Source organism: Aeromonas sp. FL131 (assembly GCF_049860615.1).
GTDB classification, from domain to species: domain Bacteria; phylum Pseudomonadota; class Gammaproteobacteria; order Enterobacterales; family Aeromonadaceae; genus Aeromonas; species Aeromonas hydrophila.
Genome location: NZ_CP187595.1, coordinates 3,187,596 through 3,209,079 on the forward strand (window position 1 = coordinate 3,187,596; position 21,484 = coordinate 3,209,079).

At 63.1% G+C, this 21,484-nt stretch carries 21 protein-coding genes; 12 read left to right on the plus strand and 9 right to left on the minus strand.

Features of this window, described 5'->3' with window-relative positions; genetic code table 11:
- The first annotated feature begins 1 nt into the window (after position 1).
- From efp to ACPW75_RS14730, 4 genes are all read left to right on the plus strand, one after another.
- Positions 2 to 568 (plus strand): elongation factor P, encoded by a 567-nt coding sequence (gene efp / locus ACPW75_RS14715; protein WP_011707002.1) that lies wholly within the window; start codon positions 2 to 4, stop codon positions 566 to 568.
- Positions 569 to 707: 139 nt separating this feature from the next.
- Positions 708 to 1,334, plus strand: a complete 627-nt coding sequence (locus ACPW75_RS14720) for a DUF2238 domain-containing protein (protein ID WP_077096546.1) — start codon at positions 708 to 710, stop codon at positions 1,332 to 1,334.
- Between the two features lie 67 nt (positions 1,335 to 1,401).
- The gene (locus tag ACPW75_RS14725; protein ID WP_011707004.1) at positions 1,402 to 2,154 is read left to right on the plus strand and encodes a DUF3530 family protein; all 753 of its coding nucleotides are present in this window, start codon (positions 1,402 to 1,404) and stop codon (positions 2,152 to 2,154) included.
- A gap of 117 nt (positions 2,155 to 2,271) precedes the next feature.
- Entirely contained in the window at positions 2,272 to 3,228 is a 957-nt protein-coding gene (locus tag ACPW75_RS14730; protein WP_077096545.1) for a D-2-hydroxyacid dehydrogenase, read from the plus strand.
- 63 nt (positions 3,229 to 3,291) lie between these two features.
- On the opposite strand, the gene ACPW75_RS14735 is transcribed toward ACPW75_RS14730, so the two are convergent.
- Positions 3,292 to 3,762 (minus strand): YMGG-like glycine zipper-containing protein, encoded by a 471-nt coding sequence (locus ACPW75_RS14735; RefSeq protein WP_077096544.1) that lies wholly within the window; start codon positions 3,760 to 3,762, stop codon positions 3,292 to 3,294.
- A 209-nt stretch (positions 3,763 to 3,971) separates the two neighbouring features.
- A complete protein-coding gene (locus tag ACPW75_RS14740; protein WP_077096543.1) occupies positions 3,972 to 5,525 on the minus strand; it encodes a GGDEF domain-containing protein in 1,554 nt (517 codons plus the stop codon).
- Between the two features lie 288 nt (positions 5,526 to 5,813).
- On the opposite strand from ACPW75_RS14740, the gene ACPW75_RS14745 reads away from it, so the two are divergent.
- The gene (locus ACPW75_RS14745) at positions 5,814 to 6,416 is read left to right on the plus strand and encodes a nitroreductase family protein (protein ID WP_077096542.1); all 603 of its coding nucleotides are present in this window, start codon (positions 5,814 to 5,816) and stop codon (positions 6,414 to 6,416) included.
- Between the two features lie 48 nt (positions 6,417 to 6,464).
- Here the strand turns inward: ACPW75_RS14745 and ACPW75_RS14750 are convergent, their stop codons facing one another.
- Positions 6,465 to 7,115 (minus strand): HAD-IA family hydrolase, encoded by a 651-nt coding sequence (locus ACPW75_RS14750; protein ID WP_077096541.1) that lies wholly within the window; start codon positions 7,113 to 7,115, stop codon positions 6,465 to 6,467.
- Positions 7,112 to 7,357, minus strand: a complete 246-nt coding sequence (locus ACPW75_RS14755; RefSeq protein WP_077096540.1) for a hypothetical protein — start codon at positions 7,355 to 7,357, stop codon at positions 7,112 to 7,114. The genes ACPW75_RS14750 and ACPW75_RS14755 overlap by 4 nt, the downstream gene beginning before the upstream one ends.
- Positions 7,358 to 7,474: 117 nt before the next feature.
- Here ACPW75_RS14755 and ACPW75_RS14760 point away from each other — a divergent pair, with 117 nt between their 5' ends.
- A complete protein-coding gene (locus tag ACPW75_RS14760) occupies positions 7,475 to 8,383 on the plus strand; it encodes a LysR family transcriptional regulator (protein WP_060389957.1) in 909 nt (302 codons plus the stop codon).
- 71 nt (positions 8,384 to 8,454) lie between these two features.
- Here the strand turns inward: ACPW75_RS14760 and ACPW75_RS14765 are convergent, their stop codons facing one another.
- The 4 genes from ACPW75_RS14765 to ACPW75_RS14780 form a co-directional block, all read right to left on the minus strand.
- Positions 8,455 to 9,411: a diguanylate cyclase domain-containing protein gene (locus ACPW75_RS14765; RefSeq protein ID WP_077096539.1), complete on the minus strand. Its 957-nt coding sequence runs from the start codon at positions 9,409 to 9,411 to the stop codon at positions 8,455 to 8,457.
- 160 nt (positions 9,412 to 9,571) lie between these two features.
- A complete protein-coding gene (locus tag ACPW75_RS14770) occupies positions 9,572 to 10,216 on the minus strand; it encodes a cold-shock protein (RefSeq protein ID WP_077096538.1) in 645 nt (214 codons plus the stop codon).
- Between the two features lie 116 nt (positions 10,217 to 10,332).
- Entirely contained in the window at positions 10,333 to 10,899 is a 567-nt protein-coding gene (locus ACPW75_RS14775) for an isochorismatase family cysteine hydrolase (RefSeq protein WP_077096537.1), read from the minus strand.
- A 33-nt stretch (positions 10,900 to 10,932) separates the two neighbouring features.
- Complete coding sequence (locus ACPW75_RS14780; protein WP_077096536.1) at positions 10,933 to 12,096, minus strand: FAD-dependent oxidoreductase; 1,164 nt, start codon at positions 12,094 to 12,096, stop codon at positions 10,933 to 10,935.
- Positions 12,097 to 12,363: 267 nt separating this feature from the next.
- Between ACPW75_RS14780 and miaB the strand changes: the two genes are divergently transcribed.
- From miaB to lnt, 5 genes are all read left to right on the plus strand, one after another.
- On the plus strand, positions 12,364 to 13,797 hold the full coding sequence (gene miaB / locus ACPW75_RS14785) for a tRNA (N6-isopentenyl adenosine(37)-C2)-methylthiotransferase MiaB (protein ID WP_011707016.1): 1,434 nt from the start codon (positions 12,364 to 12,366) through the stop codon (positions 13,795 to 13,797).
- Positions 13,798 to 13,852: 55 nt separating this feature from the next.
- The gene (locus ACPW75_RS14790; protein WP_077096535.1) at positions 13,853 to 14,896 is read left to right on the plus strand and encodes a PhoH family protein; all 1,044 of its coding nucleotides are present in this window, start codon (positions 13,853 to 13,855) and stop codon (positions 14,894 to 14,896) included.
- On the plus strand, positions 14,893 to 15,357 hold the full coding sequence (ybeY, locus tag ACPW75_RS14795) for an rRNA maturation RNase YbeY (RefSeq protein ID WP_077096534.1): 465 nt from the start codon (positions 14,893 to 14,895) through the stop codon (positions 15,355 to 15,357). Before ACPW75_RS14790 ends, ybeY begins: the two co-directional genes overlap by 4 nt.
- Before the next feature lie 95 nt (positions 15,358 to 15,452).
- Positions 15,453 to 16,337, plus strand: coding sequence for a CNNM family magnesium/cobalt transport protein CorC (gene corC / locus ACPW75_RS14800; protein WP_011707019.1), 885 nt, complete (start codon positions 15,453 to 15,455; stop codon positions 16,335 to 16,337).
- A 210-nt stretch (positions 16,338 to 16,547) separates the two neighbouring features.
- The gene (gene lnt / locus ACPW75_RS14805; protein WP_077096533.1) at positions 16,548 to 18,092 is read left to right on the plus strand and encodes an apolipoprotein N-acyltransferase; all 1,545 of its coding nucleotides are present in this window, start codon (positions 16,548 to 16,550) and stop codon (positions 18,090 to 18,092) included.
- An 87-nt stretch (positions 18,093 to 18,179) separates the two neighbouring features.
- On the opposite strand, the gene ACPW75_RS14810 is transcribed toward lnt, so the two are convergent.
- A complete protein-coding gene (locus ACPW75_RS14810; protein ID WP_005298255.1) occupies positions 18,180 to 18,668 on the minus strand; it encodes a zinc ribbon-containing protein in 489 nt (162 codons plus the stop codon).
- Positions 18,669 to 18,813: 145 nt separating this feature from the next.
- Between ACPW75_RS14810 and leuS the strand changes: the two genes are divergently transcribed.
- The gene (gene leuS, locus ACPW75_RS14815) at positions 18,814 to 21,393 is read left to right on the plus strand and encodes a leucine--tRNA ligase (protein ID WP_077096532.1); all 2,580 of its coding nucleotides are present in this window, start codon (positions 18,814 to 18,816) and stop codon (positions 21,391 to 21,393) included.
- The last annotated feature ends 91 nt before the right edge of the window (positions 21,394 to 21,484 follow it).

Sequence of the window (21,484 nt, forward strand, 5' to 3'; positions counted from 1 at the left end):
CATGAAAACCGCACAGGAAATCCGCGCTGGTAACGTCGTCATGATCGGTACCGAGCCGATGGTGGTCCAGAAAGCCGAATTCAACAAATCCGGCCGTAACTCCGCCGTGGTCAAGATGAAGCTGAAAGGCCTGCTGAACGGCAGCGCCACCGAGACCGTATTCAAGGCCGACGACAAGCTGGAAGTTGTTCAGCTGGAACGTAAAGAGTGCACCTACTCCTACTTCTCCGACCCCCTGTATGTCTTCATGGACACCGAGTACAACCAGTACGACGTCGAGAAAGACAACCTGGGTGATGCCCTGAACTACATGGTTGACGGCATGGAAGACATCTGCGAAGTGACTTTCTACAACGAGAAAGCCATCTCCGTAGAACTGCCGACCACCATCGTTCGCGAAGTCGAGTACACCGAGCCGGCCGCCCGTGGCGACACCTCCGGTAAAGTGACCAAGCCTGCCCGTCTGAAGGGCACCACCTACGAGCTGGCCGTTGCCGCCTTCGTAGAGATCGGCGACAAGATCGAAATCGATACCCGCACCGGTGAGTTCAAGCGTCGCGTCAACTAAGTTGACCCCTTGAATCCATGGTGAAAAAGCGAGCCTTCGGCTCGCTTTTTTTATGAGTGCACGACGCCACCCGGCTGTATTCAAAGCGCAAACATGGCTAAATGGGCAAGCTGGTTTGTGCCATCCTCCGGAGCGCCCCATGACATCTCTGCATAAAGGTCTGTTGCTGCTGTTGACCCTGGTACTGCTGATCCTCTCCGGCTGGCAACCCTATGACAGGGCGACCTGGTTGATGGAAGTCGCCCCCGTGCTCATCGCCATGCCGCTGCTTGCCCTGACGCACCGCCGTTTTCCGCTCACCAGCCTGCTCTATCTGTGCATCACCCTGCACGCCATGGTGCTGATGCTGGGCGGCGCCTATACCTACGCCCGCGTCCCGCTGGGATTCGAGCTGCAGCAGTGGCTCGAGCTCAGTCGCAACCCCTATGACAAGATTGGCCACTTCTTTCAGGGCTTCGTGCCCGCCCTGGTGTGCCGGGAGATCCTGCTGCGCGGAGGTTATGTGCAGGGCCGGCGCATGCTGGCGTTTCTGGTGGTCTGCGTGGTGCTCGCCATCAGCGCTACCTACGAGTTCATCGAGTGGGGGGCCGCCCTCGCGCTCGGTCAGGGGGCGGATGAGTTTCTCGGCACCCAGGGCGACCCCTGGGATACCCAGTCCGACATGTTCTTCGCCCTGATTGGCGCCGTCACTGCCCTGCTGCTGCTCTCCTCCCTGCACGACCGCCAGCTGGCCGGGCTCGCCAGCACCGATCGGCCGTCACCCTAGCGCTGCCACTTCCCCCTTCAGAAAACCGGCTTGGTGCCGCTAACCCGAGTAACCGGGGGAGCGCACTATGGCCAGATTGTTTTTATCACTGCTGTTACTGACCCTGCTGGCAAGCAACCCCTTGCAGGCCAGCGAGGGCACACCGCTGACGCCGCTCGACTACTGGCAGAACAACGACTGGCAGGGGCTGCCCAACAGCACCCAGATCGACAAGCAGACAGTGCTGTTCGCCAAGCACGACAGCGACAGTTATGTGGGGCTGGCCATCCTTTTGCCCGACTGGCAGCGCAGCGGCCAGCTGTGGCAGCTGACCCGGGCCCTCGGCCGGCTCGGCTTCGACACCCTGCTGCTGCTCCCCTCGCCCCAGCAAACCGAATTGGACCCCGCCGCCGAGAAAAAGCAGCAGGCCATCGACGACTTTCGCAAGCAGTTCGCCACCCGTATCAGCAAGCTGGGGGATGCCAAGCTGCAGGAGGGGGGCTTCAAGCTGATACTGGCGCAAGGCACCGGCGCCGCCTGGGCCACCAACCTCATCGCCAGCGAACAGCTGCCCGCCCCCGATGCGCTGGTGCTGCTCGACGGCTTCTTCCCCGACCAGCAGAGCAACCAGATCTTCGCCAAGGAGATCGCCCAGGCCACCATGCCGACCCTCGACCTCTATCAGGAGGATGGCGGACGCTGGCCATTGCTGGCCGCCGAGGCGCGCAGAAGCGAAAGCCGCCGCAGCCACAAGCTCAACTACCGCCCCTACGCCCTGCTGGAGCTGGACGAAACGCCGACCCGGATCCAGGGCTGGCTCACCCACCTCGGCTGGCTCTGACCCGAAAAATGCCGCCTGCCTCACATCCGGCGCGATTGCCAAGCCATTGATGCGCAGCAAACTGGCCCTCGGTCGCCGATGTTTGGCATCATGAACGCCTCAACGGCAGGAGGCTCCATGCAGCAAATTGTGTTTCTCGACAGCGATACCCTGGATACCGGCATCACCCTGCGCCACCCCGATTTTCCCCATCACTGGCAGAGCTACCCGAGCACGGCTCCAGAGCAGGTGGTGGAGCGACTCAAAGACGCCAGCATCGCCATCATCAACAAGGTGCGCATCGGCGCCGCCGAGCTGGCCCAGCTGCCGGACCTGAAACTCATCGCGCTGGCCGCCACCGGCAGCGACAACGTGGATCTGGAGGCGTGCCGCGCCGCCAACGTCGGTGTCTGCAACATCCGCAACTACTCGGGCCCCTCGGTACCGGAACACGCCATGGCGCTGATGCTGGCCCTGGCGCGCAACCTCTTCTGCTGGCGCCAGTCGCTGCTGGAGGGGCGCTGGCAGCAGAGCGGCCAATTCTGCTTCTTCGATCACCACATCACGGATCTGCACGGCAAGCGGCTCGGCATCATCGGCAAGGGGACGCTCGGTCAGGCCCTCGGCGAGCGGGCCAGGGGGATCGGCATGGAGGTGCGCTACGCCCAGAGCCAGGTCGGCGCCAGCCACGACGAGGATCGGCTGCCGCTGGACGAACTGCTGCAAAGCGCCGATGTCATCAGCCTGCACTGCCCGCTCACCCCCTATACCCGCAACCTGATTGGCGAGCGGGAGCTCGAGCTGATGAAGCCGGGCGCCCTGCTGATCAACGTCGGCCGCGGCGGTCTGGTGGACGAGGAAGCCCTGCTGCGGGCACTGGCCAACGGCCGCCTCGGCGGCGCCGGTTTCGACGTGGCGAGCGTCGAGCCGCCGCCTCCCGACCATCCGCTGATGCAGGCGCTGCAGTACCCCCACTTCATCCTCACCCCCCACGTGGCCTGGGCCAGCGAGGAGTCGATGCAGCGCCTCGCCGATCAGCTGATCGACAACATCAACGCCTTCGCCGAGGGGCGCCGCCAACACCGGCTGGTGTGAGCGGCAAGCCAAGCCAAACAAAAGAGAGGGGCCTGTCGGCCCCTCTCTCATTGCTGGCTGCGATCAATCATCGTCGTGCCATCTGTGTTTCTTGTGCTTTTTGTGTTTCTTGTGGTGCCTGTGCTCATCGTCGTAGTAACGGTCGTTGTTGCTCTTGTGGCCATCGCCAGTCTTGGCACCGATGGCGGAGCCACTGGCCCCGCCCACACCGGCCCCGATCAGCTGACCCGTGCTGCCACCCACGCTCTTGCCGATGGCCGCGCCACCGAGCGCCCCGACGGCGCCACCAAGGGCCGCTTCATTCTTGTTGCCCTTGTTGGCAGTGGCGGCGCCACCGGCCGCACCGCCCAGTGCCGCCCCCACCAGGGCGCCGGTATCACCGCCCAGCTCCTTGCCGATCATGGTGCCGGCCACGCCACCCGCACCGCCACCGAGGATGGTATTGAGTGTCTCCGAGGCCTGCGCTGCGCTGCTGACCAGCAGCAGTGAGCCCAGCAGGGCCAGGGCGCTCATGCCACGCTTGTTCATCTCCATGGGGTACTCCTGTCAAACCTGATTAATTTCCCCGAACTATACGATTCCCGCCAAAGGGCGCCACTGTCGCAGGAGAGCGACACCGCCTCCCGCGCCGCCTGTGATATCGATCAATTGGCTCATAAGATATTGAATCTAAATACGTAAATGAGATCGCATGGAAATTGGGCAGCGAACGGTGCCGGGGCCCACCGAGCGGCAGCGGTCGCTTAGCCGTTATCCATATGACAGGATCTGTCAGCACCCTGCTCCTGCCGGGTCCGCTCCGTCAAAGACCAGCCATCGCGCCCCAGCCGCTTGCTCCGATAGAGACACTCGTCGGCCCGCTCGAACAACAGCACACCGTCATCCGGGCTGTGAGCGCCGCCCACGCTCAGGGTCACTGCCTCGCGAAACTCGCGCCACTGCTGATTGCGCACCCGCGCCAGCAGCCGGGTCAGCCCGGCCTCCAGCTCGCTGCGCGACCAGGGCAACAGGGCGGCGAACTCGTCGCCCCCGATCCGGTAGACGCAGCCACTGCCCAGCTCCGCTACCAGCAGCTCGGCGACCCGGCAGAGCACGCCGTCCCCCACAGTGTGCCCCCAGTTGTCATTGATGCGCTTGAAGTTGTCGACGTCAAACAGCAGCAGCCAGTGAGGAGTGGCGCTCTCCTCCAGTTCGCTGCGACGCTGGGTGAAGGCCCGTCGGTTCATGATGCCGGTGAGGGGGTCGTGCAGCAGGGCATCCTGCCCCTGCAGAAAGCTGGCCCGCACCTGATCTATCTCGCTCAGGCTGCTGTGCACGAACCAGGTCTTCAGCTGGCAGGGAGTCAGGGTCGGATCCCGCACTATGCCGGTCAGCGAGCCGGCCACCAGCGCCTGCTCCTGATTGAACACCCGCACCAGAAAGTTGATGCTGCAAAACCAGATGGCAAACAGCGAGAGCAGCGGCAGCACCACCATCAGCAGGGCCTCCTCGAGGCCGTCGTGAAACAGCTCGGGCGGCAGATAGATGTTGAGATCCCAGTCGATCCCCTCCAGCTCCCGGCGCAGATGGCGGCCATGCCAGATCACCTCCAGTTCGCTGCCCACCACGCCCGCCGTGGTCACTGGCGGCTGATAGAGCGCCATGTTGCAGCCCACCACCAGTTCATCTCCCCCCCGCGAGCTGATGTAGATGGCCGCCTGGTTGCGGCCCATGGCCCTCTGCAGTGCCTGCTGGATGGCGTTGAACGACATGTCGACCATCAGCAGGCCAAGCAGCTGACCATCCAGCCCCTTTACCCGCTTGATCAGGGTCAGGATCTGCTTGTCCGAGCCGTACTCCTGATAGGGACCCAACCAGATGAGCTCATCCCCCGGCATCGACAGCGCCCGATACCAGGGCCGGTTGGCGGCACGATACTCGGCCGGCTGCTGCCAGGCCGGGTAGCTGCTGATGCGGTCCGTCTGCGGGTTGTAGAAGTAGATGTAGTGGCTGTCGCGCTTGATCTGGTGGGCAATGGCCCAGAGCGGGTTGTCGGCCGGCTCGCCGCGGGCGATGGCGGCCTTGTCCAGCGACGCTTCCAGCACCGCCAGCTGACGCTGGTTGGCCAGCACCAGCTCGTGGATCAGGGCCGCATCAAGGGAGGAGAGCATGTGGCCGTAGCCGGCCACCGTCTTGTCGATGCTGCGCAGATAACTAGCCGTCGCCAGGGCCAGGGTCACCACCAGCACCAGGGTGCCCAGCAGCAGGGTCAGCGAGGTCAACAGGTAGTAACGCCGACTAATCAACCATTGGATCATCAACACCCCGCAAAAAATTCTGTAATGCGAGGATTCTATGGCGGTCGGACAGAATCATTCATTGATTAAAATCAGCCGCCCTTCGGCTAACTGACAAAAAACATATAAACGTGATACTGCTCATCCATGCCGTGGATATGTATATCAACAAAAAGTAAAAACAGTGACCACTGTGCGTTGACGGCTAACCAGGAAGGGGGTGTTATAGTCTATAGCTTGAACAATCGGAGCCGGATGGCCTTGCCAAGGACCACCGAAGACGATTCCCTGTCAAACAAAGGAGATGTTATGAGCAGTCCGTTTATCGAACAGATCAAAGTACGTCGTACCATCTATGCCCTGGGTGACCAGGTTTCCCATACGCCGGAGCAGCTGACCACTCTCATCCAGGATGCCATCAAGCACAGCCCCTCCTCGTTCAACTCCCAGAGCTCCCGCGCCGTCATCCTGTTTGGCGCCCAGCACCACAAGCTGTGGGACATCGTCAAGGCGGAGCTGAAGAAGATAGTGCCGCCGGAAGCCTATCCCCAGAGTGAAGCCAAGGTGGACGGCAGTTTCCGCGCAGGTTTCGGCACCGTGCTCTTCTTCGAGGACACCGACGTCATCAAGGATCTGCAGCAAAAATTCGCCCTCTACGCCGACAACTTCCCCATCTGGTCGGAACATGCCACCGGCATCGCCCAGTTTGCGGTCTGGACCACCCTAGCCCAGGAGAAGATCGGCGCGTCCCTGCAGCACTACAACCCGCTCATCGACCAGGCGGTACACAAGGAGTGGAACCTGCCTACCAGCTGGCTGCTGCGCGCCCAGATGCCCTTTGGCAGCATCAAGCAACCGGCCGGTGACAAGACCTTCATGGACGACGCCGCGCGTTTTCGCGTGTTCAAATAAGCGCGTCGTCCACCATCCAAGCCCCCGCTCGACGGGGGCTTTTTGTTGTCAGGCCAGCAGCGTCAGCTGCAGACCCGCCGCCTCCTCCGCCACGCTTACCTGGCGCCAGTCCTGGATCAGGGCGCTGATGTTCGGATCCAGCCGCTGCCTGCCTCCCACCTGTACCACACGGCAACCCGCCCGCAGGGCACTGGTGATGCCGGCCGGCGCATCCTCGAACACCAGGCAATCGGCCGCCGCCAACCCCAGACGCTCGGCCGCCAGCAGATAGGGCTCGGGATCCGGCTTGCCATGCACCACATCCTCGGCCCCCACCAGCAGGGCGGGCAACGGCAGAGCGGCGCTGCGCAATCGATGACGGGCCACCCGCTGGCTGGCGGAGGTCACCAGCGCCCAGCGCTCGCTTGGCAGATCCGCCAGCAGAGCCCGGGCCCCGGTAATGGCCTCCGCCTGACCGGTGTGGTTGATCTCCAGCTCGTCGAGCAGGGCCACCTCCTGCGCCATGTCCAGTTGCGGGGCCAGGGCTCGGAGCACCTCTCGCGAGCGCACCCCGTGGCACATGGCCAGCACCGGCTCGGGCGCCAGCTGATGACGGCGGCACCATAGCCGCCATACCGTCTCCACTTCGCCGGTGGAGTGCACCAGGGTACCATCCATGTCCAGCAGCAGGGCGCTGGCCCGCAGCACAAGCCGGCTCATGAACCGACCCCTGCCAGGCCGGGTTCGCTCCCCGCCAGAATGTCGCCGAAGGCCCGCCGCTGGGCCGCCTGTTCATAACAGGCCAGCGCCTGTTCGGCATTGCTCGCCCACACTTGCAAGGGGCCGACCGCAAAGCCCTGCTGCAGCAGGCTGGTAAGCAGTTCCCCCGTCTCCGGCGCAGCCAGCGGCTGGGCCAGTACCAGGGTTCCCTTGATCAAAAACAGATAGCGTTCGGCAGGCATGAGATGACTCCTTGTGACGGATCGGATGGGGCCAATGGGGCCCGCTACCAGACCATTAGAACAAGGCGATTAGATAATTTATAATCACAAAACGGCCACTTTAGATAACCATATGGAATGAAATTCGATCTGAAGCAACTGCAGGCATTCGTCACCCTGGCCGACACCGCCAACTACCGGGAGGCCGCCAACCGGCTGTTCATCACCCAGCCGGCCCTCACCAAGCAGATCCAGGGGCTGGAGCAGACCCTCGGCAGCACCCTGTTCAATCGGGGTCGCCACGGCGCCGAGCTGACCGCCATCGGCGCCCAGCTGCTCACCCAGGCGAGCGCCCTGGTCGAACACGGCAAGGGCTTTGAGCGCCATGCCATGGCGTTGGCCAGCGGCATTGCCGGGCGCCTCAAGATTGGTTTCGGACTGTCGAGCTTCGCGCTGGCACCGGCACTGGTGGCCAGCTTCAAGCAGCAGGTGCCCGAGGTGATGGTGCATCTGCAGGACATGACCTCCGCCATCCAGCAGGAGCGGCTGCTGTCGGGCCAGCTGCAGCTTGGCTTCATGCGCCGGCCCCAGGCGCCGCAGCTGCAGGAGCACAGACTGCTGACCGATCGGCTGGTGCTGGCGGTGCCGACCCTGATGACACGGCCGGATCCGGCCGCCTTCGATGTGGAGCAGGCACTGGCCAGCCAGCCCTTGCTGCAAATGGTCGGCCACCGCTGTCCCGGCCTCAGCCAGCAGATCGCAGGCTTCCTCGGCGCCAACCGGCTGACCGGCATGATCCAGGAGGCGGAGGATATCCAGACTCTGGTGGCACTGGTGGCCGCCGGCATCGGCAACGCCATCCTGCCGCGCAGCGTCAGCTTCATCGCCGGCCCGGACGTCACCCTCTACCCCTTGTCCGGCCCCTGCTCCGAGTGGGAGATAAGCCTGGTGTGGAACCCGGAATTTGCCGATCCCATCCGCGATCGCTTCGTGCAGCTGGTCATCGATGCCCACCCGGCGCCGCAGCCAGCCCTGCCGGGTCGCTGATGCGATAGGTTCAGGGAGTCGATATCAGGGGACAGGCGAGGTATCGCCACGGGGGGTGTGGCAATCGAGTATCAGGCGGCCGGCAGCGCGCTGCAGCTGACGCAGTGGCAGCGATTCTTGCCCCCCTGCTTGGCCAGATAGAGCGCCATGTCGGCGGCGGTCAGCAGCTCCTCTTCCGAGACGCGGGCCTGCTGCGGCAACAGGGTGGCGATGCCGACGCTGGCGCTGAGTCGAAGCCCATCCGCCCCCGGGATCAGCAGCTCGCCGATGCCGGCGCGAATGGCCTCCCCCATGCGGGAGGCGGCCTCGTCCCCGGTGTTACCGAGGATCAGGGCAAATTCGTCGCCGCCGAAGCGGCACGGCAGATCGGTGGCCCGCTGGCAGAAGGTGCTCAGCAGCTGACCCACCTGCTGCAAGAAACCGTCCCCCACCTGATGGCCGAAGTGGTCGTTGCACAGCTTGAAGTTGTCCAGATCCAGCATGATGAAGGAGATGGGGGTCTGTTCGCGCATGCTGCGCCGCCACTCGTTGTGCAGAAAGCTGTTGAACAGCCGCCGGTTGGCCAGCCCGGTCAGCGGGTCGTGCAGGGAGAGGTAGGCCATGTCCAGCTCCTGCAGCTTGCGTTCGGTGACGTTGATGTGGCTGATGGTGTAGAACTCCACCTCGATGCCGGGGATGGCGGAGACTCGCATCATGAACCAGCGCTGGGTATCCGGGCTGTGACAGGGGTACTCCAGATGAAAGTGCTGCTGCTCGTGGCGCAGTACCCGCCGGATCCCCTCGGCCGCCATCTGGGCCAGCGGCTCCACCGAGTTGTCGCACACCCTCAGATAGTTGACGCCCAGCCAGTCGTACCCCTCCGGCATGCCGTTCTGTTCGGCGAAGCGATTCCAGGCGAGATTGGTGTAGTGGATGACGCCATCCCGATCGATCACCGAGATCTGCTCCTCCAGCGAATTGAGCAATGCAGACAAGTATTGCGCCCGATCGGAGAAGTGAAACAGTGATCCCTGAAAATAGTCCGCCATGACCCTGCTCCTCACCCGACAACGACGCACCGCACCTGCCGCAACCACAACAGTAATGCCGGCGTTCCGTCCATGACGAAGGGGCATCGACGGCCATGGCCCGCCCCCGGCCTGCAAGATAAAGATAGATGATCAATCACTTGCATCCGCCCATCCCTCGTTAGTGGCCGCACCACTGGCTTTCACAAGGAATCCCGTTCCCTCTTCCTCTGCCATCCATCTTGGTATTAGGGCAGTTTTGCAAAAACCAGGTCGCCTCCTCGCAGGAGGTCATCTGGGAGCAGTACTGCCGACCGTCGCACTGACGGACGAAGGTGGGCGCCGCCTGCGGGCTGTCTGTGCTGTCCGCCGCCGGCTGACTGAAAGAAGAGGTTGGCGAAGGCGAGACCGACTCGGCCGAGAAGCGGGAGTAAATGGAGAAGATCCCGGCCAGCACCAGCAGCGGGATCAGCTTGCCGCGCCAGTTGCTGCGGCGTCGATAGACGGGGCGCGGGCGTGCCCTGGCTGGCGTAGGCCGCTCCCCGGTCACAGCCTGCCTGCCCACAGAAGGCGCTGGTTGGGCGCCTGCCAGCGACAGCGGCCGATCCAAAAAGAACACCTGCTCGGCCCTGGGTTTGCCATCCTGGCCAGTGCCAAGCAGATAGGAGACCCGCTCGCCAATCTTGGGCAGCGAGCCATCTGACTGCAGCGCCGAGATGTGCACGAACAGCTCGGCTCCTTTTGGCTCGCCATCCCCCTGCTCGGGGGCGATAAAACCAAAGCCGCGCGCCTCGTTCCAGCGCACGATCCGTCCCTGATAACGCATGCCCTCATCCTTGTGGCCATCGATACTCGCTTCATGTTGCCCAAAATGGCTGCGGCCCGACAGGGGGCCGCAGACAAAATGTCAAAACAGTGAGCAAGCTCCGCCTGCGGGCGGGATCAGGCCAGCTGAGCCACCTTGCAGACCTCGGCGATGCGGCCGAGCATCCGCAGCGAAGCATGGTGCTCAGTGGCATCCGTCGCCGCGCAGGCATCCTCCAGAATGGTGATGGCGTAGTCACGATCATGACCCTCTCGCGCCGCCGCCTGAATGGCCCAGCTGGTACTCACCCCGCACAGATAGAGGTGGTCGATGTGGTTGGCCCGCAGCGCCGGCTCCAGCGCGGTGCCGTAGAAGGGGCTGACCCTGGGCTTTGTCAGCACCAAGTCGCCTGGCTGCACGTCGAGGTCGGCGTGAAAGTCGGTGCCGCTATCGCCAAGCGAGAGCGTCCCGAACTGGTGAGCCCGGCCAAACATGGGCGAGCCCTTGGGTTGCAGCAGATAGTGCGGGTCAAAACCCACCTTGATCAGCACCACCAGCCAGCCGTGGGCGCGGGCATTGGCCAGCGCCTGATTGGCGTGCGCGATGGCGTCCTGTTCCAGCACATGGGCCGCCGAGGCGGCGATGCGCCCGTCCGGGTGGGCGATGTCGTTGATGAAATCGATCACCAGCAATGCCTTGTTCATGCTGCCTGCTCCCTCATGATGGCGCCGCGCGCCTTAAACCAGCCCCAGCGCATAGCGTAGCGCCATCTCCTTGAGCGGGCCCGCCTTGTCCGCCAGATTGAGGGCCAGGTTGCGCGCCAGCTTGAGCGGGCCTATCTCGTTGCTGAACACCCCGTAGAAGAGATCCATCCCCGACTGCATCAGCAGGTTGTCGGGGCGGCGGCGCCGCTCGTAGCGCCCGGCCAGCCCCAGCTGATGCCAGTCGGCACCAGCCCCCTGCAGCAGATCGCGCCAGCAGGCGACATCCTTGAAACCGAGGTTGACCCCCTGCCCCGCCAGCGGGTTGATGGTGTGGGCGGCATCGCCCAGCAGCACTACCCGGCCGGCGTGGTAGTCGTTGGCGTGGCGGCGCACCAGCGGGAAGCTCCCCTTGGCCGTCACGGCAAACCCGCCGAGCCGGCTCGGGAAGTGGCGGCGCACCTCGGCGGCCAGCCCCTCGTTGCTCATGGCGGCCAGCGCCCGGATACGGGCCGGACTGTCATACCAGACCAGGGAGCCATGCTGGCCGGGTAGCGGCAAGAAAGCGCGCGGGCCACTCGGGGTGAACTGCTGCCAGGTGATGTCTTCCTGTTCGAAGTCGGTGTCGATGTTGATCAGCATACAGTGCTGGCGGTATTCAAAGCGCGACACCCCGATGCCGGCCAGCTTGCGGGTGTGGGATTCGGCGCCGTCGCACGCCAGCACCCAGCGGGCGGCCAGCTCGCTGCCATCATCCAGGGTCAGCACCGCCTCATCCGCGCTCTGGTGCAGGCTCGTCACCGCCGCCGGGGTGTGGGTCTGGATGTTGGGGAAATCTTCCATGCGTCTGAGCAACGCCAGCTGCACCAGCCGGTTCTCGATGATGTAGCCAAGCTGGGGCAGGCCGAGGTCGGCGGCATTGAAGCAGGTGGCGAAGCCATCCAGCTCCCAGGTTTCCAGCCGGCGATAGGGGCACAGCCGCATCTGCTGCAGATGCTGCCAGGCGCCAGCCTGCTCCAGCAGCGCCACCGAAGCCTGACTGATGGCGGAGACCCGCAGATCCAGCGGCTGCTCGGGGGCGTATTGCTCCGGCAGCCGGGTCTCGATGACCCGCACCGACAGACCCTGCGCCGCCAGCAGACAGGCGGTGGCGGCGCCGACCATGCCGGCCCCGACGATGGCGATATCACACTGTTCCATAACTTGATTCCTGCAAGGGGTGAGCCCGGGCAAGGGGGAAACGCAGCCGGACCGAATGACCACATGATACCGCAAGGGGCGCCGGGAAACAGTGAAGGGTGTGGAGAATTAGTGCGCCAAATCAAGGAGAAAGCCGATGGCGACCGGAAGCCCGCCGGCGGCGCTCCGGCAGTGGCCGGCTGGATATTCGCTAGGCAGTCTCCGGATTGCGGAGTAAAATGCCCGGTCCTTTGACCATGCCGCATTCAAAACAAGTCAAGAGAAGCAATGAGCAAAAAACTTCACATCAAAACCTGGGGTTGCCAGATGAACGAGTACGACTCGTCCAAGATGGCCGACCTGTTGGATGCCAGCAATGGCTACACGCTTACCGAAGAGCCCGAAGAGGCAGACGTTTTGCTGCTCAACACCTGCTCCATCCGCGAAAAAGCGCAGGAGAAGGTGTTTCACCAGCTGGGACGCTGGAAGAAGCTCAAGGCAAACAAACCCGGTCTGGTGATCGGCGTGGGCGGCTGCGTCGCCTCCCAGGAGGGGGACAACATCCGCACTCGCGCCCCCTATGTGGACATCGTCTTCGGCCCGCAGACCCTGCATCGCCTGCCCACCATGATCAAGCAGGTGCAGGAGGGGCGCGGTGCCCAGGTGGACGTCGCCTTCCCGGAAATCGAGAAGTTCGACAGCCTGCCCGAGCCGCGTGCCGAAGGGGCGACCGCCTTCGTGTCCATCATGGAAGGCTGTTCCAAATACTGCTCCTTCTGCGTGGTGCCCTACACCCGCGGCGAGGAGGTGAGCCGTCCGCTCGACGACGTGCTCTATGAAATCGCCCAGCTCGCCCAGCAGGGCGTGCGCGAAGTGAACCTGCTCGGCCAGAACGTCAACGCCTATCGGGGCCCGACCTTCGACGGCGGCATCTGCACCTTCGCCGAGCTGCTGCGGCTGGTGGCCGCCATCGACGGCATCGATCGCATTCGCTACACCACCAGCCACCCCATCGAGTTCACCGACGACATCATCGAGGTCTACAAGGACACCCCGGAAGTGGTCAGCTTCCTGCACCTGCCGGTGCAGAGTGGCTCCGACCGCATCCTGACCATGATGAAGCGCCCGCACACCGTGCTGGAGTACAAGTCCAAGATCCGTCGCCTGCGCGCCGCCCGTCCCGACATCACCATCAGTTCCGACTTCATCGTCGGCTTCCCGAACGAGACGGACGAGGATTTCGAAGCCACCATGAAACTCATCGAAGAGATCAACTTCGACATGAGCTTCAGCTTCATCTACAGCCCGCGCCCCGGTACCCCCGCCGCCGATCTGCCCGATGACGTCGACATGGAGGTGAAGAAAGCCCGCCTGACCCGCCTGCAGCACGTCATCAACAACCAGTCGATGCAGATTGGCCGCGCCATGCTGGGCTCCACCCAGCGCATCCTGGTGGAAGGGCCCTCCAAGCTCGACCCCATGCAGCTGTGCGGCCGCACCGAGAACAACCGGGTGGTCAACTTCGAAGGACCGCATACCCTGATCGGCGGCTTTGCCGACGTGGAGATCACCGAGGTGCGTCCCAACTCCCTGCGCGGCAAATTCCTGCGCGGCGAGAACGAGATGAACCTGCGCATCGCCACCGCCCCGAGCGAGATCCTGGCCCGCCGCCCGGACAACGTACCGGACCCGCTGGGCGTGGCCGCCTTCACTCCCCACTAATCTGTTCACCCCATCCGGCCCCGGCCGGATGGGATCGCGTCAAGACGAGGACACTTTGAGCCGACACATCTCGACCCTGAATCTGCATCTGGAACCCGCCGACAACCAGCGTCTCGCCAGTCTGTGCGGTCCGTTCGATGACAACGTCAAACAGCTGGAGCGCCGCCTCGGCGTCGAGATCAGCTACCGCGACAACCACTTCCAGCTGCTGGGCAAGCAGGCCCAGGTGGAGGCGGCCGCCGTCATCCTCAAGCACCTCTATGTTGAAACCCAGCCGCTCAAGGGTGGCAAGGTGACCGACATCACCCCCGACATGGTCCATCTGGCCATTCAGGAGTCGCGGGTGCTGGAGCAGGATGACGAGCCGGCGCCGAGCATCCCCTATGGCAAGGAGGTGACGGTCAAGACCAAACGCGGCCTCATCAAGCCGCGCAGCCCCAATCAGGCCCAGTACATCGCCAATATCGTGCGCCACGACATCTGCTTCGGCATAGGCCCTGCAGGAACAGGCAAGACCTATCTGGCGGTGGCGGCGGCGGTGGACGCGCTGGAGCGTCAGGAAATTCGCCGCATTCTGCTGACCCGTCCGGCGGTGGAAGCGGGCGAGAAGCTCGGCTTCCTGCCCGGCGATCTCTCCCAGAAGGTGGATCCCTACCTGCGTCCGCTCTACGACGCCCTGTTCGAGATGCTGGGCTTTGAGCGGGTGGAGAAGCTGATGGAGCGCAACATCATCGAGGTGGCGCCGCTCGCCTACATGCGAGGCAGAACCTTGAATGACGCCTTTATCATCCTGGACGAGGCCCAGAACACCACCACCGAGCAGATGAAGATGTTCCTGACCCGCATCGGCTTCAACTCCAAGGCGGTGGTGACCGGCGACATCACCCAGGTAGACCTGCCCCGCAACCAGAAGTCGGGCCTGCGCCACGCGCTGGAAGTGCTGCAGGATGTTGACGGCCTGTCGTTCAACTTCTTCGAATCCAAGGACGTGGTGCGCCACCCGGTGGTGGCCCGCATCGTGCAGGCCTACGAGGCGTTCGATGCCAAACAGGCGGCCGACAAAGCTGCCCCCCACACCAGTAAAGAGAGTGCCCAATGAGCGTGACTCTGGATCTGCAACTGGCCAGTGCCAGCACCGACGGCCTGCCGAGCGAGGCCCAGCTGCAGAGCTGGCTCGATGGCACCATTCTCGGCTTCCAGCAGGAGGCCGAAGTGACGGTGCGCATCGTCGACGAGGCGGAGAGCAACGAGCTCAACCTCACCTATCGCGGCAAGGACAAGCCCACCAACGTGCTCTCCTTCCCGTTCGAGGCCCCACCCGGCCTGGAGCTGCCGCTGCTCGGCGATCTGGTGATCTGCCGCCAGGTGGTGGAGCGCGAAGCCGCCGAACAGGGCAAGCCGCTGATGGCCCACTGGGCCCACATGGTTGTGCACGGCAGTCTGCATCTGCTAGGTTATGACCATATCGAGGACGACGAGGCCGAAGAGATGGAAGCGCTCGAACGCGACATCATGCAGGAGCTCGGTTTCGCCGATCCTTATCTGAATGACGAAGAGTAAAGAACCGGATGGTCATCGTCTTGAAACAGCCGACGCCCATCCTCATATAGCCACAACGATTTCAAGTGTGTTCATACGAGTAACCAAGAGAGAAAATGACCGACGATCACCCTAGTACCGGCTCGCCGAAGAAAACCTGGCTCGACAAACTCAGCCAACTCTTCCAGGGCGAGCCAAAAGACCGCAACGATTTGGTGGAAGTGATAGCCGACGCCGAAGAGCGCGATCTCATCGATCAGGACACCAAGGACATGATCGAGGGCGTGCTCGAAATTGCCGAGCTGCGCGTGCGCGACATCATGATCCCCCGCTCCCAGATGGTGACCATCGAGAAATCCCAGCCAGTGGACGAGATCCTGCCGGTGATCATCGAGTCGGGTCACTCCCGCTTTCCGGTGATCAACGAAGACAAGGATCACGTGGAGGGCATCTTGCTCGCCAAGGATCTGCTGCCGTTCGGGTTTGGTGGCCACCATGCCAGCGAGCCGCTGCAGCTGGAGAAGATCCTGCGTCCCACGGTGATCGTCCCCGAGAGCAAGCGGGTCGACCGTCTGCTCAAAGAGTTTCGTGAAGAGCGCTACCACATGGCCATCGTGGTAGACGAGTTCGGCGGCGTCTCAGGTCTGGTGACCATCGAGGACATCCTCGAGCTCATCGTCGGCGAGATCGACGACGAATTCGACGACATCGAGGATGAGCCGGACGAGATCCGCCGCATCAGCAAGCGGGTGTTTGCCGTCAGCGCCCTCACCGAGATCGAAGATTTCAATGACTTCTTCGGTACCCAGTTCAGCGATGAAGAGGTGGATACGGTGGGCGGTCTGGTGATGCACGCCTTCAGCCACCTGCCCAAGAAGGGCGAGGAGATCGAGCTGGAAGGCTACCTGTTCAAGGTGATGCACGCCGACAAGCGCCGCCTGCAACAGCTGCAGGTGAAGATCCCCGACAACCATGTCGCGGCCCAGTCCGAGGCCCAATAAGCCTTGCTCCGTGCCAACAGCGCCCCGCCCGTCGGGGCGCTGTTCATTTGAGCGCACACCACCTCTGCTTCCCACCGTTCAAAGGGCCCGCCATCGCCCTTCTATCCCCTCGCTTCGGGCCGTCGGCCGGGAGGCTCGCCGTTGACCGCCTTTACGGGTTAAGATACCGGCCACTCAACCCATTGCAGTTCAATCCGAGCCTTATCGCCCGTGAAATTACAGCCCGTGAAATCAAAACTCCTGACCAGCCTGTTTGCCATGGCCTCTGGCGCCATTGCCGTGCTCGCCTTCTCGCCCTTCAACTACTGGCCACTGGTGATCCCCTCCCTGCTCGGTCTCTACGCCCTGCTGGACAAGGCCAACCCCAAACAGGCGGCCTGGCGCGGCTTTGGCTACGCCATGGGGCTGTTTTTGCCGGGGCTGTGGTGGATCCACGTCAGCATGACCATGTTCGGCGGCATTCCACTGCCGGTGGCCTTCGTGCTGCTGGCCGGGCTGTCGGCCTATCTGGCGCTCTACCCGACCCTGGCCTGCTGGGCCTTCGCCCGCTTCTTCAGCGGTCGCCACTGGAGCCGCTGGCTGCTCGCCTTCCCGGCGCTCTGGCTGATGGCCGACTGGCTGCGCGGCTGGGTGATGACCGGCTTTCCCTGGCTCTGGTTCGGCTACAGCCAGATTGACGGGCCGCTCAAGGGCTTTGCCCCCATCCTCGGCGTGCAGGGCATTACCCTGGCGCTGCTGTTGACCGCCTCCGCCCTCTGGCTGCTCTGGCAGAGCCGCAAGCCGGCCTGGCTGCTGGTGCCGGTGGCCCTGGTGGGGGCCGCCCAGGGGCTGATGCAGCTGAACTGGGTGACCCGCGGTGAACCGGTCAAGGTGGCGCTGGTGCAGGGCAACATCGAACAGTCCCTCAAGTGGGATCCGGAGGCGCTGGTGCCGACCGTGCGCAAGTATCAGGATCTCAGCCGCGAGAACCAGGACGCCGACATCATCGTCTGGCCGGAATCGGCCATCCCGGCCATCGAAAAGGAGATGGGCAACTACCTGGAGAGCCTGGACAAGGCGATGAAGGTGAACGATACCGGCCTGCTGGCGGGGATCATCCACTACGATCTCGAGCAGCAGCGCTTCTTCAATACCGTGCTCGGCATGGGGGTGCAGGATGCGGAAGGCAAGGAGTCCTACTACTACCAGCACAAGAACCGTTACTACAAATACCACCTGCTGCCCATCGGCGAGTTTGTGCCCTTTGAAGATCTGCTGCGCCCCATCGCGCCCTTCTTCAACCTGCCCATGTCCTCCTTCAGCCGCGGTGACGAGGTGCAGCCGAATCTGATCGCCAAGGGGCTCAAGTTTGCCGCCGCCATCTGCTACGAGATCATCTTCCCGGACGAGGTGCGCCGCAACGTGCAGCCTGATACCGACTTCCTGCTGACCGTCTCCAACGACGCCTGGTTCGGCACCAGCATCGGTCCTTGGCAGCACATGGAGATCGCCCGCATGCGCGCCCTCGAGCTGGCTCGCCCGCTGCTGCGCGACACCAACACCGGCATCACCATCGTCACCGAGATCGACGGCAGCATCATCGCCCAGATCCCGCAGTTTGAGGCCGGCGTGCTGCGCACCGAGGTGCGTCCCGCCCACGGCGAGACCCCCTACCTGCGCTTTGGCAGCTGGCCCATATATGGCATCGCCGCCCTGCTGCTGGCGCTGGGAGTGGGGCTGCGCCCCCGCGCCCACCCCTGGGCGCGCAAGGGCTGACCCAGTCGTATAACCCGATAAATAAGAGAGGCGCCCTTGGGCGCCTCTCTTTATGGCTTGGCTTATGGCTTGGTACTGTCTGACTGCTTAGGGAGAGAGTGGCTCACGGTGATACTCATCGGCCCCGCACTCGGGACAGGTGCCGAGCTGCTCAGGATGTAGCACGGTATGGCGCCACTCGCAGTGATCGCACACCAATACCCCGAGCCCCACCCAGTCGCCAGCCCGGTAGACCCCCTTGTGCTCCAGCTCGTCCGCCAGCTCCTGCCACTCCACCTGGGTGCGGTCGGTCACGTCCGCCAACCAGGACCAGGCGGTGTCTTTGAGTGCCAGCATGAAAGCGGACTCCTCCACCTGCTCATCCTTGCGCCCCTCGTCATAGTTGCCCAGATCCCGCTTCACATACTCGGCGATCAGCGCCAGCTCGTCCTGGGTCAGATCCCCGGCCGCCTCCAGATAAGCCTGCACCTTGGCGATCATCCGGTTGAGGCGCTCCCCCTGGAACTGTTCTGTCTCTTGCCACTGCTTTTGCAGCTCAGCAATGAAGGCTTCGTACCCTTTTTGACGTTTGTCCATGGCCGTTACTCCTCTACTGAACCCTGATCAGGCCCGGCTTAAGGCCCGAGGGACGCTGGCGGTTGTTGCCGCCGCAGGATATGGGTATTCTATTGCGATTTCCCAGCTGATTTATCTATCCATTTCACAGATCCGGATGTCACCAATGCAAGAGCAATACGTTCCCCAATCCATAGAACCAGCAGTGCAAAAGCACTGGGATGCCAAGAAAACCTTCAAGGCGGTGGAGAAAGTAGACAAGGAAAAGTTCTACTGCCTCTCCATGTTCCCCTATCCGTCTGGTCGTCTACACATGGGGCACGTTCGCAACTACACCATAGGTGATGTGATCTCCCGTTATCAACGCCTCAATGGCAAGAACGTGCTGCAACCCATCGGTTGGGACGCCTTCGGCCTGCCGGCGGAAAACGCCGCCATCAAGAACAACACGGCACCGGCGCCCTGGACCTACGAAAACATCGAATACATGAAGAACCAGCTGAAGATGCTGGGTCTGGGTTATGACTGGGATCGCGAGCTGGCCACCTGCAAGCCGGACTACTACCGCTGGGAGCAGTGGTTCTTCACCAAGCTCTACGAGAAGGGTCTGGTCTACAAGAAGACCTCCTCCGTCAACTGGTGCCCGAACGACATGACCGTGTTGGCCAACGAGCAGGTGGTGGACAACTGCTGCTGGCGCTGCGATACCCCGGTGGAGCAGAAAGAGATCCCCCAGTGGTTCATCAAGATCACCGACTACGCCGAAGAACTGCTGAACGATATCGACAACCTCGAAGGCTGGCCTGAGATGGTCAAGACCATGCAGCGCAACTGGATTGGCCGTTCCGAAGGGGTCAACATCAGCTTCGCCATCGAGGGTCAGACTGAGCATCTGGAGGTCTACACCACCCGTCCGGACACCTTCATGGGCGTGACCTATGTCGGTATCGCCGCCGGCCACCCGCTGGCGCTGCAGGCAGCCGAGAGTAACCCCGAGCTCGCCGCCTTTATCGAAGAGTGCAAGAACACCAAGGTGGCCGAAGCCGAGCTCGCCACCATGGAGAAGAAGGGCATGGCCACCGGCCTCTACGCCATTCACCCGCTGGATGGCCGCAAGGTGCCGGTCTGGGTCGCCAACTTCGTGCTGATGAACTACGGCACCGGCGCCGTGATGGCGGTACCGGGTCACGACCTGCGCGACCATGAGTTCGCCACCAAGTACGGCCTCGAGATCAAGCCGGTCATCAAGCCGGTCGATGGCGAGCTGCCGAACGTGATCGACGCCGCCTACACCGACAAGGGCGTGCTGTTCAACTCAGGCGAGTTCGACGGCCTCGAGTTCCAGCCGGCATTCGATGCCATCGCCAGCAAGCTGGAGAGCCTTGGCTGCGGCAAGCGTACCGTCAACTTCCGTCTGCGCGACTGGGGTGTCTCCCGTCAGCGCTACTGGGGTGCCCCCATCCCGATGCTGACCCTGGCTGACGGCACCGTGGTGCCGACCCCGGAAGACCAACTGCCGGTACTGCTGCCGGAAGACGTGGTGATGGACGGCATCCAGAGCCCGATCAAGGCCGACGCCGAGTGGGCCAAGACCACCTACAACGGTCAGGAAGCGTTCCGCGAGACCGATACCTTCGACACCTTCATGGAGTCCTCCTGGTACTACGCCCGCTACTGCTCCCCGGACTACGACAAGGGCATGCTGGATCCGGCGGCGGCCAACCACTGGCTGCCGGTGGATCAGTACATCGGCGGCATCGAGCACGCCTGTATGCACCTGCTCTACGCCCGCTTCTTCCACAAGCTGCTGCGTGACGCAGGCCTGGTCAACAGCGACGAGCCGTTCAAGCGCCTGCTCTGCCAGGGCATGGTGCTGGCCGACGCTTTCTACTACAAAGACGAGAAGGGCGGCAACGTCTGGGTCAGCCCCACCGACGTCAAGGTGGAGCGTGACGACAAGGGTCGCATCACCAAGGCCATCGACAATGAAGGCCGTGAAGTGATTCACTCTGGCATGACCAAGATGTCCAAGTCCAAGAACAACGGCATCGACCCGCAGCTGATGGTGGAGCGTTACGGCGCCGATACCGTCCGTCTGTTCATGATGTTCGCCTCGCCCGCCGAGATGACCCTGGAGTGGTCCGACTCCGGCGTCGAGGGTGCCCAGCGCTTCCTGCGCCGTCTGTGGCGCATCACCTTCGAGCACGTCAGTGCCGGCGTAGCTCCCGCACTGAATGTGGCGGCACTGAGTGCCGATCAGAAGGCCGTGCGCCGCGAGCTGCACAAGACCATCGCCAAGGTGAGCGACGACGTGGGTCGCCGTCAGACCTTCAACACCGCCATCGCCGCCATCATGGAGCTGATGAACAACCTGGCCAAGCTGGGCAGCGACGAGCAGGATCGCGCCCTGATGCAGGAAGCGCTGGAAGCGGTCGTGGTCATGCTCTACCCCATCACCCCGCACATCGGCTTCGAGCTGTGGAAGATGCTGGGCAAGGGCGACGACGTGGATCACGCCGTCTGGCCGGTGGCCGACGAAGCGGCCATGGTCGAGACCGAGAAACTGGTGGTGGTGCAGATCAACGGCAAGATGCGCGGCAAGCTGACCGTGCCGGCTGAAATCAGCCAGGCCGATGTCGAGAAACTGGCCATGGCCGATGCCTCGGTCCAGAAGTTCACCGACGGTCTGACCGTGCGCAAGGTGATCTACGTGCCGGGCAAACTGCTCAACATCGTGGCCAACTGATGCCATGCCGCCTGGCCATGCAGACTGACCGTCTGGTTGCCAGGCGGTAACAGCAAACGGATGATAACGGCGGGCCCTGCGCCCGCCGCTC